Below are 16,978 nucleotides of genomic sequence, written 5' to 3' on the forward strand. Positions count from 1 at the left end.
ATGGAAAGCGTTTCTAAGAATTGGAATTATAAAGAGATGGGCGCAGTAAAACATCTTTTAGAAATTTTCCCGTATAAGAAGCGGGAACCTTAATGATGTCTTCAGGGCGTCCAATTGCAACAATTTCACCACCGCGATCTCCACCTTCTGGTCCCAAATCAATAATCCAGTCGGCTGTCTTTATAACATCAAGGTTATGTTCAATGACGATGACTGTGTTACCTTGCTCGACTAGTTCATGAAGCACTTCAAGAAGTTTGGAAATATCGTGAAAATGTAAACCTGTTGTCGGTTCATCCAAAATATAGAGTGTACGTCCCGTTGTTTTACGAGAAAGTTCTTTCGCAAGTTTTACACGTTGTGCTTCCCCACCAGAAAGTGTGGTTGCTTGCTGTCCTACTTTTATGTAACCCAATCCTACTTTAATGAGAGTTTCCATTTTATTATGAATAGCGGGAATAGCTTGGAAAAATTCCTCTGCCTTTTCAATTGTCATATCCAAAATATCGGCTATAGACTGTCCTTTGAATTTTATTTCTAGTGTTTCTCGGTTATAGCGTTTTCCTTTACAGACATCGCAAGTAACATAGACATCAGGTAAAAAGTGCATTTCAATTTTGATGACTCCATCGCCTTGACATGCTTCGCAGCGTCCTCCTTTAACATTAAATGAAAAACGCCCAGCTTTATAACCGCGCGCTTTTGATTCTGGAAGATCGGCAAACCACTCACGAATTGGTGTAAAAGCGCCTGTATAGGTTGCGGGATTAGAGCGTGGAGTGCGTCCAATAGGGGATTGGTTGATATCGATGACTTTATCAAGAAATTCTAACCCTTCAATTTTATCATAGCTGGCGGGGCTGTGATGAGAGCCCATGATATGATGTGATGCTGCTTTGAAAAGCGTTTCAATAAGAAATGTTGATTTTCCTCCTCCAGAAACACCGGTTATGCATGTGAATGTTCCAAGAGGAATGTTCGCATTGATATTTTTGAGGTTATTGCCTTTTGCGCCAATGACTTTAAGTGTTTTCGTTTTTGATATTTTGCGTCGCTCTGTCGGCATTCTAACAGCCATTTTTCCTGCAAGGTATTGGCCTGTAAGAGAGGTTGAATTTTCTATAATTTCCTGCGGTGTCCCTTGCGCTATGATTTCTCCACCATGAACGCCCGCGGCAGGGCCCATATCGACAACATAGTCTGCTGTGAGGATAGCATCTTCATCATGTTCAACAACAATAACTGTATTGCCAAGATTGCGCAAATGGCGCAGCATTTCCAAAAGGCGTTCATTATCGCGTTGGTGTAAACCGATAGATGGTTCATCTAAAATATAAAGAACGCCTGTAAGACCAGAACCAATTTGGGATGCTAACCGAATGCGTTGGCTTTCTCCCCCTGAAAGTGTTCCTGAATTTCGAGACAAGGTAAGATATTCCAATCCTACATGATTTAAAAAAGCCAAGCGTTCGCGAATTTCTTTTAAAATACGTACGGAGATATTACGTTGTTTTTCTGTGAGATATTGATGAACATTGGCAAACCAATCATCTGCTTTTGAGATGGAAAGATCTGATATTTGCCCAATATGCATTCCATTGATTTTTACAGCAAGTGCTTCTGGTTTTAAACGATAACCATGACAAGCTGGGCAGGGCGAAGAAGACATATAGCGTTCGATTTCTTCTCGAGACCAAGCAGAATCGGTTTCTTTCCAGCGTCTCTCCATATTAGGGATAATTCCTTCAAAAGGTTGGGTCGTTTTATGCGAACCAGAATGATTTTTATAAATAAAAGAAATTTCATCTCTTTTTGTACCGTAGAGAATAGCTTGTTGTGCTTCATTAGAGAGTTCACACCATTGATCTGTGAGTTTGAAACCGTAAGCTTTTCCTAATGCTTCTAAGGTTTGTTTATAGTAAAGTGAATCTGATTTAGCCCAAGGGGCAATGGCGCCATTCTTGAAGGTAAGATTTTTATTAGGCACAATTTTCAGTGGATCTATTGCTTTTTTGATACCCAGTCCATCGCAGAGAGGACAGGCGCCAAAAGGATTATTGAATGAAAAAAGGCGTGGTTCAATTTCAGGGATAGAGAAACCCGATACAGGGCAGGAAAATTTTTCTGAAAAAATGATCCGTTTGTGTGTATCATTTTTTGATTTATGAGCAGATTCCTTTGTCGTTTCTTTTTGTGTCAAGGGTTGGTCTGCCATTTCAGCAATGGCAAGTCCATTGGCTAGTTGTAAACAGGTTTCTATACTATCAGCCAAGCGAGAGGTGATATCTTTCTGTACAACAATGCGGTCTACCACGACATCGATGTCGTGTTTATATTTTTTATCCAGAGGTGGAATGTCAGGGATTTCATAAAATTTGCCATCAACTTTAGCGCGTTGAAATCCTCTTTTTAAAAGTTCTGTTAGCTCTTTTTTATATTCTCCCTTTCGTCCTCGCACTAAGGGTGCCATAATAAAAATTCGCATTCCTTCTGGTAAGGACATAATTTGATCCACCATTTGGCTTACTGTCTGGCTTTCAATAGGAAGTCCTGTTGCAGGAGAATGAGGAATGCCAATACGAGCAAAGAGAAGGCGCATGTAGTCATGGATTTCAGTAACAGTGCCTACTGTTGAACGAGGATTGCGGCTGGTTGTTTTTTGTTCAATGGAGATAGCTGGAGAGAGACCGTCTATGCGGTCGACATCGGGTTTTTGCATGACTTCCAAAAATTGGCGTGCATAAGCTGAAAGGCTTTCGACATAGCGGCGTTGTCCTTCAGCGTAAATTGTATCAAACGCTAAGGATGATTTCCCTGATCCAGAAAGTCCTGTTATAACGATGAGTTTGTCACGAGGCAGATCAAGATCAATATTTTTAAGATTATGCTCACGTGCACCGCGAATGGAGATATATTTTTGATGAGTCATACTTTATCCTTGGCATATGTGGCAAAAATTGAGCACCTAAAATGGAATAAAACTGTTTTTTTAGAATTACAATGCGTTTAACTGCTTTAATGCAAAAGGAAGGTATAAGTTTTGTGAAAAAAATACAAATGAGCAGCTTTTTATTCTCTCGTGGTGGAATAAACTATGTGTTTTTCTCATCTTTTGTTATAATTACACTGAATACAGTATTAGGAAAGGATAGCAATACCCATATTGATGGTCAATTGCGACATGTAAATTGAAGGTCAAGATGGTTATGACTGTTATAGAACAGAGTATTTTACGAATTAAAATTTTGGAGTTTATACGATGGCTGGTAGCCTTAATAAAGTTATTTTGATTGGTAATCTTGGTGCGGATCCTGAAATCCGCCGTTTAAATTCTGGTGATCAAGTGGCAAATCTGCGTATTGCTACTTCAGAAAGTTGGCGCGATCGGAATACAAATGAGCGAAAAGAACGCACTGAGTGGCATAGTATTGTTATTTTTAATGAAAACCTTGTCAAAGTTGCAGAGCAATATTTAAAAAAAGGCAGCAAAATTTATATTGAGGGGCAGTTACAGACACGAAAATGGCAAGATCAAAATGGAAATGACCGTTATACAACAGAGATTGTTTTGCAAAAGTACCGTGGCGAATTACAAATGCTTGATGGGCGGGGAGCTGCGAGCGGGGAGCAAGGAGTAAGTCAAGGCGGGAGTTATAGTGGTGGTTTTGCCGATAGTCATTCAAATCAGAGAAATACTTTTGGTCAAAACAATAATCAATTGGGAGAAAGTTTTTCACACAAATTAGATGATGACGTCCCTTTTTAGGAGTCTTTAAATTGCAGTATTATGATCATTTTATGGTTTGTTTGTTTCAGATTTTTGAAGTTTAGCAAAATAAAAATTGTTCATTATTATTGGTAATTTAAAATATAAATTAATAACATCTTGAAAAATATTGTTAAATTTCTTTTTTGTCATGGGAGAGAAATTAGCATTTTGGTGTATTTTTCGCTATAAATAAAGTGAAATGATTCTTTTTTGAAAGTTTTGAAACTGTGACCGATCTTATTCCACACCCAGAACGTGATGTGCTAACCGGTATTGAACCAATCAGTATTATTGATGAGATGCAACGCTCCTATCTCGATTATGCGATGAGCGTGATTGTTTCACGTGCACTTCCTGATGTTCGTGATGGTCTTAAGCCTGTTCATCGACGTATCCTTCATGCTATGAATGAGATGGGGCTTTCTTTCAATAAGTCGTATCGTAAATCTGCTGGTGTTGTTGGTGAGGTTATGGGGAAATTTCATCCCCATGGTGATGCTTCAATTTACGATGCATTAGTGCGTATGGCGCAGGACTTTTCTTTAAGAAATCCATTAATTGATGGTCAGGGAAATTTTGGTTCCGTTGATGGTGATCCACCTGCGGCCATGCGCTATACTGAGTGTCGTTTAGAAAAAGTTTCAGAAGAACTGTTAGCTGATATTGATAAAGATACTGTTGATTTTCAGGATAATTACGATGGGCGTGAACGTGAACCGGTTGTCTTACCAGCACGTTTTCCTAATCTTTTGGTCAATGGATCCGGTGGAATTGCTGTGGGAATGGCAACCAATATTCCGCCCCATAATCTTGGTGAAATTGTTGATGCGTGTATCGCTTTGATTGATAATCCCGATATCACACTCGATAAAATAATTGAAATCGTTCCTGGTCCAGATTTTCCTACAGGGGGCATTATCCTCGGCCATTCTGGTGTTCGTGCAGCTTATGAAACAGGGCGTGGCTCAATTATTATGCGCGCTAAAGTTGAGATCGAAGAAATTCGCAGTGGTCGACAGGCAATCATTGTGAGTGAGATCCCTTATCAAGTTAATAAGGCAACGATGATTGAGAAAATGGCCGAATTGGTGCGTGATAAACGCATTGAGGGAATCTCTGATTTGCGTGACGAATCGGATCGTGATGGATATCGGGTCGTTATTGAGCTGAAGAAAGATGTTGTTGCGGAAGTTGTTTTAAACCAATTATATCGGTATACGCCGCTACAAACTTCCTTTGGTTGTAATATGGTTGCTTTGAATGGAGGAAAACCCGAACAGATGACGTTGCTTGATATGCTTCGTGCATTTGTTTCTTTTCGGGAAGAAGTCGTCAGTCGGCGAACAAAATATCTTTTGCGTAAAGCGCGTGAACGGGCCCATGTTTTAGTTGGTCTTGCCCTTGCTGTTGCCAATATTGATGAAATTATAGCGCTTATTCGCAAAGCTCCTGATCCGCAGACAGCACGTGCACAGTTAATGGAGCGACGCTGGCCGGCGATGGATGTTGCGCCTTTGATTAAACTTATTGATGATCCTCGTCATATTATTCATGAGGATGGTACTTATAATCTCTCTGAAGAGCAGGCGCGTGCTATTTTAGAATTGCGTTTGCAACGATTGACAGCCCTTGGGCGTGATGAAATTGCTGATGAATTGAATAAAATTGGCGTGGATATCGCTGACTATCTTGAGATCTTGGCATCACGCGTACGCATTATGTCTATTGTTAAGGATGAGTTGAGTGCTCTTCGTGAGGAATTTGCAACGCCGCGACGTACCGTATTTGGTTTTGGTAGCGCTGAGATGGAGAGTGAAGATCTGATCGCACCAGAGGATATGGTGGTAACGGTAAGCCATAGTGGTTATATTAAGCGTGTGCCTCTTAATACCTATCGTGCACAGCGACGTGGTGGTAAGGGGCGTTCTGGTATGTCCACGAAGGATGAGGATTTTGTAACGCGGTTGTTTGTGGCCAATACGCATACTCCGGTTCTTTTCTTTTCATCACGTGGGATTGTTTATAAGGAAAAAGTTTGGCGATTGCCGCTGGGGACACCCCAATCGCGTGGGCGGGCTTTGATCAATATGCTTCCTTTACAACAAGGTGAGCGTATTACAACGATTATGCCTTTGCCTGAAGATGAAGCGAGCTGGAGTGCATTAGATATTATGTTTGCGACAACACGTGGGACTGTGCGTCGTAATAAGTTATCAGACTTCGTTCAGGTTAATCGTAATGGTAAAATTGCAATGAAACTTGATGAAGAAGATGAAATTCTTTCTGTCGAAACCTGTACAGAACATGATGATGTTGTTCTAACAACAGCCAATGGACAATGTATCCGTTTTCCAGTTATAGATGTTCGCGTCTTCGCGGGGCGTAATTCTGTGGGGGTTCGTGGTATCAATTTGGCTAAAGGTGATAAAGTCATTTCGATGACAATTTTAGAGCATGTCGAGGCGACGTCCATTGAGCGTTCTGCTTATATTAAACGTGTAATAAATGAACGGCGTGCTTCTGGTGCAGATGCTGATGTTGAAGATGTTATAACTCTTGATGAAGAAGATGGGGGTGCTGAAACAGAGTTAACAGATGAACGTTATGCAGAACTTCATACACGTGAACAAATGCTTTTGACAGTGAGTGAGTTTGGTTATGGTAAACGCTCTTCTTCCTATGAGTTCCGGATTTCGGGACGTGGCGGAAAAGGGATTCGTGCAACAGATCCATCTAAAACAGCTGAAATTGGTAAATTAGTAGCGGCTTTTCCGGTGAAAGCGCAGGATCAAATTATGTTGGTATCAGATGGGGGACAACTTATTCGTGTCCCTGTTGAGGGAATTCGTACTGCTGGGCGCTCAACTAAGGGTGTTACAATTTTTAATACAGCCAAAGGTGAAAGAGTCGTATCGGTTGAACGTATTTCTGAACCTGAAGATGATACGAGTTCATTAGATGATGAAGGTGAGAAGCATTCTGATACAGTTGATATGAGCGAAGAAAAATAATTTTGAAGAGGAAGGAGTAAAGTCATGAAAATTGCTCTTTACGCAGGTTCTTTTGATCCTCTTACAAACGGTCATCTTGATGTTTTAAAAGGGTGTTTTGTGTTAGCTGATAAGGTGGTCGTCGCTATAGGCATACAGGGTAACAAAAAAGCACTCTTTAGCTTTGAAGAGCGTGTTGGTTTTATTACCCAAGTAGGGAAAGACTTTTTCGGTGCAGATTTTAATCGGTTACAGGTTCTTTCATTTAATAACCTTCTCATTGACAAGGCACGTGAAGTTGGTGCTTCATTTCTCATTCGCGGATTGCGTGATGGTACTGATCTTGATTATGAAATGCAAATGGCAGGGATGAATGGCATTCTGGCTCCTGAATTGCAAACTGTTTTTTTGCCGGCAAGTGTTTCTGGGCGTGCGATAACCTCTACATTGGTTCGTCAAATTGCCTCTATGGGAGGTGATGTGACACCATTTGTGCCGCCCAATATTGCACAAGCTTTGCGCTCGAAATTCCAGTCTTTAGAGGAGAATAATTGTGTCTTGTAGAATTTTTGCTGTTTTGATATGTGTGTTTTGTTTTTTTTCATTGTCCGCTGTCGCTGGTAATCCTAGCCCAGCAAGTGATGCAAGCCTTCTTGTTTTATCTCTCAAAGATGGTGATGTCATTATTCGTCTGCGTCCTGATTTGGCGCCAAAGCATGTTGCGCAAATCAAAAGATTAACAGAGGAGGGGGCCTATAATAATGTTGTGTTTCATCGCGTTATTCCTAATTTCATGGCGCAAACTGGTGATGTAGAATTTGGAAAAAAAGGCAGTAAAGATTTTGATTTGAAACGCGTTGGTATGGGGGGCTCAAATTATCCTAATATACCGGCAGAGTTTTCAAAGCAGCCGTTTAAGCGTGGTACAGTTGGGATGGCACGGTCACAAGATCCGGATTCCGCAAATTCTCAATTCTTCATTTGTTTTGATGATGCTGATTTTTTAAACGGTCAGTATACGGTTGTTGGAGAGGTTATAAAGGGAATGGATGTTGTTGATAAAATAAAAAAAGGTACGACAAGTAATAATGGATCTGTAAAAAATCCTGATGTTATTAATGCTGCTACTTTACAAGTTGAAAAATGAATCAAGGGAGCTTTCCATATGGCTGAGAATAAAAATCCAGAGAATACTTTAATTCTTGAAACAACAAAGGGCAGAGTTGTTATTGAGCTTTTTGCTGATTTAGCACCTTGTCATGTTGCACGTATTAAAGAACTCGCCCGTGAAGGTGCTTATGATAATGTTATTTTCCATCGTGTTATTGATGGTTTTATGGCGCAAACAGGGGATGTACAATTTGGAAAAAAAGATAGTGATAAATTCGATTTATCACGTGCTGGTATGGGGGGAGCAGAAAAACCAAATTTAACAGCAGAGTTTTCAAATCTTTCTCATAAGCGTGGTACAGTTTCTATGGCACGGAGTCAGAATCCAAATTCTGCTAACTCTCAGTTTTTTATTTGTTTTGCAGATGCTCCGTGGCTTGATCGTCAATATTCCATATGGGGGCAGGTTGTTGAAGGTATGGAAAATGTTGATAAAATTAAACGTGGTGAACCTGTTGTAGAGCCCGATGCAATTACCAAAGCTGTTATTGCTGCGGATGTAGAGTAGTATAAATTATACTAATTTCAATTGTAAGTTTCTAAGAAAAAAATATTCTTTTCTGATCAATAAAGGCACACGAAACTCTTTTGTAGTATCACGCTTTACCTTTTATAATTTCGAGCTAAGCATTGTCCATATATTTCCTTCAATCGGATCTTCCTGAAGAATATAACGCAAAGGATTTGTAAAATACCTGTCAAAATAAGAAAACGTAAAGTCTGTTGTATTATGGTTGTTGTTTGGCAAAGTGTTTTATAAAAAATTCGGCATTTCTCTTCAATCCATTGCCGCTCTTAATGGTTTTATGATGTTACTTTCTTAAGAGAGCGTGTGCTTTTGTTTTCTGCTCGTAAATCAACATCCAATTCTAATGCAGAAGCATGTTTGAAACACATATTAAGACAGATAAGAGCTTTACTAGCTCATCCAGTTTTCTTAGCAAAGTGGAAAACCAGCATTTATATATATTGGCGTAATCTTTAAAATAAGAAGACAGTTTAATCTTAGAAGAATATAAAGGTACAGAAGTGAAACAAATGGCTAGTCTTGCCATCTCTTTTTTAATTCAACTTTACTTTTTTTAAGTATCTAACGCAATATCTTTTAAATAATGAAGATTATGCATGGACTTACGCTTTTATTTTTCTCGTTTTTTAATAGAGAAATGCTCCAAACGGAATACACTTGTGTTGCGTATTTACGTGTTTTTTTAAGAAGCATTTCTTAGTACATATTAACATTCACTTCCACGATGACATTCATGGCGTGTATAGCTTTAAAGCTATAAATAGTATAAAATCTATTATGCACCACCACCTTTAAAGCTTGTGAAGGAACAAACGGGTACCATCATACGCTTTTTCAGCCTCTAATGTTACGATAGAGCTTTTGGTATTTGAGAATCTTTACAAAAAGCATTTTTAGTTTTTTAAAGTATTTTTATTTACACGTTAATTTCTTTTGTGAATTATCTCCAATGTCAAGAGCTATCTTAATATTGTGAGTGGATAAATGATTATGCTCATTTGTGCTGTTATTAAGCGTGAGGATTGCCGTGCCCAATAGATGAAAAATTTTTATCTGTAAAAGTTAAAGAATATTGTAAGTTGTACAATGCGTTCAAAATTTTCTTCTGTGCGCACAAAGTTATTGCTTATGGAAGTATGTGAGGATGAAATTATTGTGATAATAATTTTGCAGTTCTGTTAAGGCTTTAGTGCGTTAAGCGTAGGTATTTTGAGGTGTGATATTATAAGGATTTTACTCTTTTTCTGGAGCTAGATTATCACTTTTATTATGGTGATTTCTTAACAAGAAATGTTCTTTTATCTCGTTTAATTTTTTATGCTGGGTACAATATTGAGCGAATCAAGAATTAATTCATAAAATTTATAACAATGTTCGTAAGGGAGATACCTTTTCTCTTTCTATAGAGATATGCATTGATGGAATCAAAAAGACGAGAGTTATGATAAAGACATTTCATTATAGAAAAATTGCTCAAGATGGGTATGCACGTCGAGGAGAAATTATAACGGGGCGAGGATGTGTTCGTACACCCGCATTTATGCCTGTTGGGACGGCAGGAACCGTTAAGGCTATGTATATGGATCAAATTCGTGATCTTGGTGCAGATATCATTTTGGGGAATACTTATCATTTAATGTTACGTCCAGGAGCTGAACGTGTTGCGCGTTTGGGAGGATTACATGAATTTTCACGCTGGAGCGGACCTATTTTAACCGATTCTGGTGGATTTCAGGTTATGTCATTGGCGGGAATCCGTAAAATTACTGAACAAGGTGTGATTTTTCGCTCTTACATTAATGGAGCCTACTATGAAATGAGTCCAGAACGTTCTATCGAAATTCAAGGACTTCTTGGTGCGGATATCCAGATGCAGTTGGATCAATGTATTGCATTACCAGCAACTGAAAAAGAAATGGAAGAAGCTATGGAACTTTCATTGCGGTGGGCGCTGCGTTGTAAAACAGCTTTTGGAGATCAGCCAGATAAAGCATTGTTTGGGATTGTTCAAGGTGGTGATAATATGAAACTGCGTGAACATTCTGCTCAAGCATTAAAAGAAATGGATTTAAAAGGTTACGCTATTGGAGGGCTTGCTGTTGGTGAGCCGCAGAGTGTTATGACAGCAGTATTGGATACTACTTGTCCGATTTTACCAGAGGATAAACCACGCTATCTTATGGGAGTAGGGACACCTGATGATATTTTACAAAGTGTTGCACGTGGTGTTGATATGTTTGATTGTGTTATGCCAACGCGTGCAGGACGTCATGGTTTAGCTTTTACCCGCTTTGGTAGAATTAATTTGCGTAATGCGCGTTATGCAGAAGATCCCCATCCTCTTGATCCACAGTCACTTTGTCCAGCAGCACATGATTATAGTTGTGCTTATTTGCATCATTTGATCAAATCTGGTGAATCTCTTGGGGGGATGTTGTTGACTTGGAATAATCTTTTTTATTATCAACAACTTATGCAGGGAATTCGTGATGCCATTGAGGAAGGCTGTTATGCTGATTTTTGCGCTGAAACGCGTGCTCTATGGGCACAAGGACGTTAAAATATTGATCGTAATATAGCGCCTCATTTTTTATTGAATTTATTCTCGCATTTACAAATTTAGTTAAAAATATGAAATTAGAAACATCTTCCAAAATTATAAAATTTCACTATTTTAAGATATAACAGTGCGGTTTTATAAGGGCACATATTCTGTTTCTCATTACTATATAAAAACAGAAACTGTTACTCCGGTACGCGCTACCTGATCCGGAGAAAAACAGTTTTTCTGTTTCTGATGACTGTTTACAGCAACAATGTTAATGAGGCGTTAGCGAACTCTTAAAGAAGTATGAAAATTGTATTTTTATGAGATATTTTGTGTTTTTTATTACTAAAGGTAAAGAATGGATTATATACAATCGAACAGATAAATTTTTAGAAAATTAAAATAAAACTAAAATAAGCTTATAATATTTAAAATGTTATAATTTTATGTTGTTATTATTTTTATATCTTAATATAAATATTATTTACAATATATTTATGTAATATTATTAATATTATAAAACTATAGATTTAATGTCATGGAAAATAAATATTAATTATTATATTTATAAAATATAAATAAATATATTAAAACAAAACTTATTATATTTACTTTCTAATTTTTATATATAATTTATCTGAAAATAATCATAATATATTTACGTGAATATTTTAATTTACAGATAGTGAGTTAGATATCTGATGCAATTCCTCTGTTAGATGAGGGAGGGGTAAAGATGTCTAAAAGAGGATATTTAATAAATCTAGAAACCAAGCACTATTATCATGAGAATTTTTAAAAGACTCTATAATAATTGATAAGAATGGCCTAAAGTTGAAATTATAGCTTATCGATTTGGGGGATCTGCATTTAGGTAGCAAAAATAAAGCAACAATAATTGGGGGAGAAGTTTTATCTTTGTATCAAGATAATGATGAGATATTGTTCACTTGTTTGAAATGCATTATTCAGCAAATTTTAGAATTATTTATAGGGTATAGTATATCGTTGTTAAAGTTTTCACTGTAAAATTTCAACGGCTGAAAAGAGGAGACAAAGTTTATTATCTGGTAGATCTGATAGAAAGAGGTGAATACGTCTATGATCTTGAGGTTTTCAAAAATTTTCCATTAAAGAATCTTACTTAAAACTCCATAAAATGCTTTATATATAAAAATATTTCTAAAACTTTATTGGGGACTATTGGGCATGCGTATAACAATGTTTTGAATTTTTGTTTGTGTGTATTACAGATATTTACAGTTAAAACTCCTATCCAGAAGTGATGATATGAGGGATTCTTATCAACAACAGGTTCTTGCATTGGGAATTGATTCGAGAATACGACGTTTAATAATTTTAGCTCTTGCCGTGGGCAGTTTTGCTATTGGTACTGCAGAGTTTGTTGCAATGGGGCTACTGCCAGAGATGGCACGAAGTTCCTATGTTGATATTCCTACCGCTGGTCAATATATTTCTGCTTATGCATTAGGAGTTGTGATTGGAGCACCTCTTTTAGCTGTGGCAACAGCTCAGGTATCACGCAAAACTGTTTTGATAGGCTTGATGCTTTTTTATGCCTTAGCAAATATTGCTAGTGCCTTTGTTTCTGATTTTAGCATATTAGTAGTATTACGCTTTCTCAGTGGACTTCCTCATGGAATCTATTTTGGACTTGCGGCTATGGTTGCCTCTTCAATGGTAGAAATGAAAGAACGTTCTAAAGCTGTTGGATATGTTATGCTTGGCTTAACAATTGCAACCGTTTTGGGAGCACCCAGTGCTACTTGGATTGGTCAACTTATTGGTTGGCAGATTGCTTTTGTCCTTGTGGGGATGATCGCTTTATTATGTTGTTTGCTTATTTGGAATTTTTTTCCTTGTGATTCAAGTTTTCCAAAAACGAATCCTTTGCAAGAAATGGGTGCATTAAAGCAAAAGCAGGTGTGGCTTCTTTTGTTGATGGTTTCGGTGGGAGCGTCAGGATTATTTTCTGTTTTCACTTATATCAAGCCAACATTAATGCATATTTCTGGTGTTTCACTTGAGTTGGTACCATTTATCATGCCGTTAGTTGGATTGGGAATGGTGGTAGGAAATCTCTTGGGGCCTAAATTAGCCGTTAAAATTGGTATTTCGCCGATGATATTTTTTTCTATGCTTTGGAGCGTATTTGTTTTTTTTATTTTTTTATTTTTATCCTATGCTCCGTTAACAGCGGCAATAGGATGCTTTTTTGTTGGAACTTCTTTTGCTGCTATGCCTTCTATACAAACAAAAATTATGGATGTTGCACTACAGGGACAGATTTTGGCAGGAGCATTAATGCAGTCTGCTTTTAATATTGCCAACGCTCTTGGTGCAGAATCTGGAGCATTAGTTTTAAAATTGGGCTATAGTTATGAATATACAGCTGTTTTAGGAAGTGTTCTAACTTTGTGTGGATTAATGGTTTTTTGCGTCTCATGGTATATGGAGAAGCATGCTTAATGTTTTTCATTTTTAAAATGAAAAAGGTATTGTTATATTTATTTAATTATTGGAATGTCCTGTTGGATTTTTAAACATGCAGTAAGAAATGCGCAGCGCTAATGGAATAGCAAGACAAAATAAAAGACCAATGAGCACTATAAGAAGAGTTTTTGCTGCTAAGATCATTCCTATTGTTCCTCCAGGATTAAATAGTCCGGCAAGATTGGTGATAACTCCGGCTAGAGTTGCACTTAAGGCCGCTGAAAATAGTTGTACAGAGGTAAGGGATTCACTGGCACGTAGAGCATCTTCATCATTTGCACATTGTAAGATCCGTGTGAGCAAATGGGGCCATGCTATGCCCGCACTGATTCCAATAGAAAATAGTGCTAAGCAGATAATAAAAATATATTCAAATGTGGAAACTTCTGTTGGTATGAGCCATAAAAGAATAGCTATGCCCAACAGTTTTAATAGGGGGGAGTATACAATGATATTGCGAATTTTTTTTGCCGATACACCAACACTTGAAAGGGATCCACATGTCCACCCTAGGCTCATAAGTGCTGCTATATAACCAGCAATAAGTGGAGCTTGTCCATGAAGCTCTTGAAGAAAAAGTGGAAGATAAAGCTCTATACTATATACGACTGTCGTCATAACGAGTATTAATGCGTAAACAGAAAAAATTTCAGAAGAGAAAGAAAAGGATTTGTGCGGCAACATAGGGTGAAGGGTAGAAGATTCGATTTTTGCTAGAACAAAGAGAAGACTAAGTCCGATGACTAATCCGAAAATTTTTGCCATTGTCGTGTCCATAGCTCCTCCAACAGAAATAATAAAAATCAATAAGGTGAGTGTGAAAAGCTGGAGAAGAGGGAAAGGGGATGTTGGAACATAGTTTTCATTCTTTTTGGGTAAAAATTTAAAGGCTATGAGTGAGAAGAATATAGCTAATGCGCCAATGATCCAAAAAGATGCTCTCCATAGGCCATAATATACAGAAATTCCTCCGATTGCTGGTCCTAACAAGGTTGATATTCCCCACATTCCAGAGATAACACTTAATGCCTGAGACCATAAAGATGGGCTGAAAATAATACGTACCATGGAATAGGATAGAGATAACAAAGAACCACTTCCCAATCCTTGAATAAAGCGTCCTATTAAAAATAATGGCATAGATGAAGAAATGCTGCACAAGAAAGTGCCTAAGGTAAAGATAAGTCCAGAGATAACATAAGCGTTGCGAGGACCTAGTTTCCCTAATATTTTTGTTGCAAGAGAAGTACCAAGGAGTGAAGCTGTAATAAAGACAGTCGCCACCCAAGAATAATATTCATTACCAAGATGATTCATAAGGGAAGGTAAAATAGTAATAACAATATAAACATTGGTAGCGTGTAATACAACACCACCTGTAAATGTTAAAAAGCAAAGACCATTTTTACCCAATAAAAGCGCAGACCAGCTTTGTTTTTTCACCGTTTTTTGCTATTTAATAAAAATTTATCCTCTTCCCACTTATAAGGTACTTCTTTGAATTTGCCAAGAGAAATTCAAAGCTCTAAACAGAGCTTTGAATTTTTAATTTAAGTAATAACTTAATTGTCTATTGCCTTTTTGAGATTCTCGTCAATTTTATCGAGGAAACCTGTTGTAGAAAGCCATTTTTGTTTAGGCCCAATCAAAAGTGCGAGATCTTTAGTCATAAAACCTTCTTCGACGGTTTTAATACAAACTTCTTCCAATGTCGTGGAAAAGTTTTTTAATTTCTCATTGTTATCTAGTTTAGCACGGTGTGCCAGTCCACGCGTCCATGCAAAAATGGATGCAATAGAATTTGTTGATGTTTCTTCACCTTTTTGATGCTGACGATAATGGCGTGTTACGGTGCCGTGTGCTGCCTCTGCTTCAACAATTTTACCGTCAGGTGTCATGAGAACAGAAGTCATCAGACCAAGAGAACCAAAGCCTTGGGCAACAATATCAGATTGGACATCACCATCATAGTTTTTACATGCCCATACGTATCCACCTGACCACTTTAATGCAGAAGCAACCATATCATCAATAAGACGGTGTTCGTAATATAATTTACGGTTGTCAAATTCAGTTTTAAATTCCGTATCGAATATTTCTTGAAAGATATCTTTAAAACGACCATCGTAAGCTTTTAGAATGGTATTTTTTGTTGAAAGATAAACTGGAACATTCCGTTGTAGTCCATAATTAAAGGATGCGCGGGCAAAAGCACGAATTGACTCATCAAGGTTATACATAGCCATGGCAACCCCTGCGCTTGGAGCATCAAAAACATCATGTTCAATAACTTGATTGTCATCACCTACAAATTTAATACTTAATTTCCCTTTTCCTGGAAATTTAAAATCTGTTGCCTTGTATTGATCGCCAAAAGCGTGACGTCCGATAATAATTGGCTTTGTCCAGTTAGGAATAAGGCGAGGGACATTTTTACAGATAATGGGTTCGCGAAAAATGACTCCTCCTAAAATATTGCGGATTGTACCATTAGGTGATTTCCACATTTTTTTTAGGTTAAATTCTTTAACGCGTGCCTCATCAGGTGTGATGGTTGCGCATTTTATACCAACCCCATATTTTTTGATAGCATTGGCAGAATCAATTGTTACTTGATCATTGGTTGCATCACGATTTTCGACGGAAAGATCATAATACTTTAGATCAATGTCGAGGTAGGGATGGATTAATTTATCTTTAATATATTTCCAGATGATGCGGGTCATCTCATCCCCATCAAGTTCAACAACGGGGTTTTCTACTTTGATCTTTACCATTAGAAATCCTTTTTTTTTAAGCGATACGACTTTATAGCACTTTCAAGTTTATAATGAAAAGTAAAAACAAGGGAAAAAAGCATTCAAATATGAGCTTTTAGAATATATTCTCAATAGAGTGTAAAATTTTGTTGGAGGGTTTAATCTTTGAAAAGAAGTGATGTGTTTGCAAATCTATAATTATTCTATGATTGATGAAGAATCTGTTTAATGGATAAGGTAGTTAGATCAGAGGGGGTGGGGATTATGCATTTTTATTATCAGAGATTCCATTTAATAAGTTGATCGTATTCTGAATTATAGTTTCTTGATTTGTTGTGTTAGGTGAATAAGAAACTATTTTTATATTGCTATTCCAATTCTAAGATTATGGTCTGTTTGTTTATAAAAAGTTTAATGTGATAACAAAGGCACTGTAATTAGAAATGCTTCATATAAAATGCGTTTGGGATAAACTTCAGTTTTGAAGGTTGGAAAAAACGTATAAATGATGCGGCTGGTTTTAATTTAAAAACTAACAGCATACGCAAGAATATGATTTATAAAATTACCGTATCGCGCGTTAGAATCCTCTAATTCTTAATATTTTATCGATTCTTATTGTTATTAACTGTGCGCAGTAAAGTACCATCCTCGAAATGCAACAAAGGAATTAATCACCTAATGATTCTTGTATCCTTT

Annotated in this window: 10 protein-coding genes; 7 read left to right on the forward strand and 3 right to left on the reverse strand. The window is 37.4% G+C overall.

All coding sequences use genetic code 11. From position 1 onward, the window contains the following. Window positions 1-13 precede the first annotated feature (13 nt). Entirely contained in the window at window positions 14-2,929 is a 2,916-nt protein-coding gene (gene uvrA, locus ACFIJJ_RS02690) for an excinuclease ABC subunit UvrA (RefSeq protein WP_375645828.1), read from the reverse strand. A 330-nt stretch (window positions 2,930-3,259) separates the two neighbouring features. On the opposite strand from uvrA, the gene ssb reads away from it, so the two are divergent. From ssb to ACFIJJ_RS02725, 7 genes are all read left to right on the forward strand, one after another. Further along, window positions 3,260-3,766, forward strand: a complete 507-nt coding sequence (ssb, locus tag ACFIJJ_RS02695) for a single-stranded DNA-binding protein (protein WP_375645829.1) — start codon at window positions 3,260-3,262, stop codon at window positions 3,764-3,766. 230 nt (window positions 3,767-3,996) lie between these two features. Further along, on the forward strand, window positions 3,997-6,780 hold the full coding sequence (gene gyrA, locus ACFIJJ_RS02700; protein WP_375645831.1) for a DNA gyrase subunit A: 2,784 nt from the start codon (window positions 3,997-3,999) through the stop codon (window positions 6,778-6,780). A 24-nt stretch (window positions 6,781-6,804) separates the two neighbouring features. Then, window positions 6,805-7,323, forward strand: a complete 519-nt coding sequence (coaD, locus tag ACFIJJ_RS02705) for a pantetheine-phosphate adenylyltransferase (RefSeq protein WP_375645832.1) — start codon at window positions 6,805-6,807, stop codon at window positions 7,321-7,323. Then, window positions 7,313-7,906 carry a peptidylprolyl isomerase gene (locus tag ACFIJJ_RS02710; protein ID WP_375645833.1) on the forward strand — a complete coding sequence of 198 codons (594 nt, stop codon included), beginning with the start codon at window positions 7,313-7,315 and terminating at the stop codon, window positions 7,904-7,906. The genes coaD and ACFIJJ_RS02710 overlap by 11 nt, the downstream gene beginning before the upstream one ends. An 18-nt stretch (window positions 7,907-7,924) precedes the next feature. Beyond that, a complete protein-coding gene (locus ACFIJJ_RS02715; protein ID WP_375622384.1) occupies window positions 7,925-8,437 on the forward strand; it encodes a peptidylprolyl isomerase in 513 nt (170 codons plus the stop codon). Window positions 8,438-9,899: 1,462 nt separating this feature from the next. After that, a complete protein-coding gene (tgt, locus tag ACFIJJ_RS02720; protein WP_375645834.1) occupies window positions 9,900-11,018 on the forward strand; it encodes a tRNA guanosine(34) transglycosylase Tgt in 1,119 nt (372 codons plus the stop codon). Between the two features lie 1,278 nt (window positions 11,019-12,296). Further along, complete coding sequence (locus ACFIJJ_RS02725; protein ID WP_375645836.1) at window positions 12,297-13,496, forward strand: MFS transporter; 1,200 nt, start codon at window positions 12,297-12,299, stop codon at window positions 13,494-13,496. Window positions 13,497-13,538: 42 nt separating this feature from the next. Here ACFIJJ_RS02725 and ACFIJJ_RS02730 read toward each other — a convergent pair whose 3' ends face one another. Together ACFIJJ_RS02730 and ACFIJJ_RS02735 are read right to left on the reverse strand one after the other, a co-directional pair. Further along, the gene (locus ACFIJJ_RS02730) at window positions 13,539-14,963 is read right to left on the reverse strand and encodes an MFS transporter (protein ID WP_375622387.1); all 1,425 of its coding nucleotides are present in this window, start codon (window positions 14,961-14,963) and stop codon (window positions 13,539-13,541) included. Window positions 14,964-15,082: 119 nt separating this feature from the next. Then, window positions 15,083-16,297, reverse strand: coding sequence for an NADP-dependent isocitrate dehydrogenase (locus tag ACFIJJ_RS02735; protein WP_375645837.1), 1,215 nt, complete (start codon window positions 16,295-16,297; stop codon window positions 15,083-15,085). Window positions 16,298-16,978 lie beyond the last annotated feature (681 nt).

The organism is Bartonella sp. TT29SHDZB (assembly GCF_042193395.1).
In the GTDB taxonomy this organism is placed as follows: Bacteria; Pseudomonadota; Alphaproteobacteria; order Rhizobiales; family Rhizobiaceae; genus Bartonella.

Excerpts from the sequence above, each read along its gene's own strand:
- coaD (WP_375645832.1), top strand. The coding sequence starts at position 6,805 with ATGAAAATTGCTCTTTACGCAGGTTCTTTTGATCCTCTTACAAACGGT.
- ACFIJJ_RS02725 (WP_375645836.1), top strand. The coding sequence starts at position 12,297 with ATGAGGGATTCTTATCAACAACAGGTTCTTGCATTGGGAATTGATTCG.
- ACFIJJ_RS02735 (WP_375645837.1), bottom strand. The coding sequence starts at position 16,297 with ATGGTAAAGATCAAAGTAGAAAACCCCGTTGTTGAACTTGATGGGGAT.
- ACFIJJ_RS02715 (WP_375622384.1), top strand. The coding sequence starts at position 7,925 with ATGGCTGAGAATAAAAATCCAGAGAATACTTTAATTCTTGAAACAACA.
- tgt (WP_375645834.1), top strand. The coding sequence starts at position 9,900 with ATGATAAAGACATTTCATTATAGAAAAATTGCTCAAGATGGGTATGCA.
- uvrA (WP_375645828.1), bottom strand. The coding sequence starts at position 2,929 with ATGACTCATCAAAAATATATCTCCATTCGCGGTGCACGTGAGCATAAT.
- ssb (WP_375645829.1), top strand. The coding sequence starts at position 3,260 with ATGGCTGGTAGCCTTAATAAAGTTATTTTGATTGGTAATCTTGGTGCG.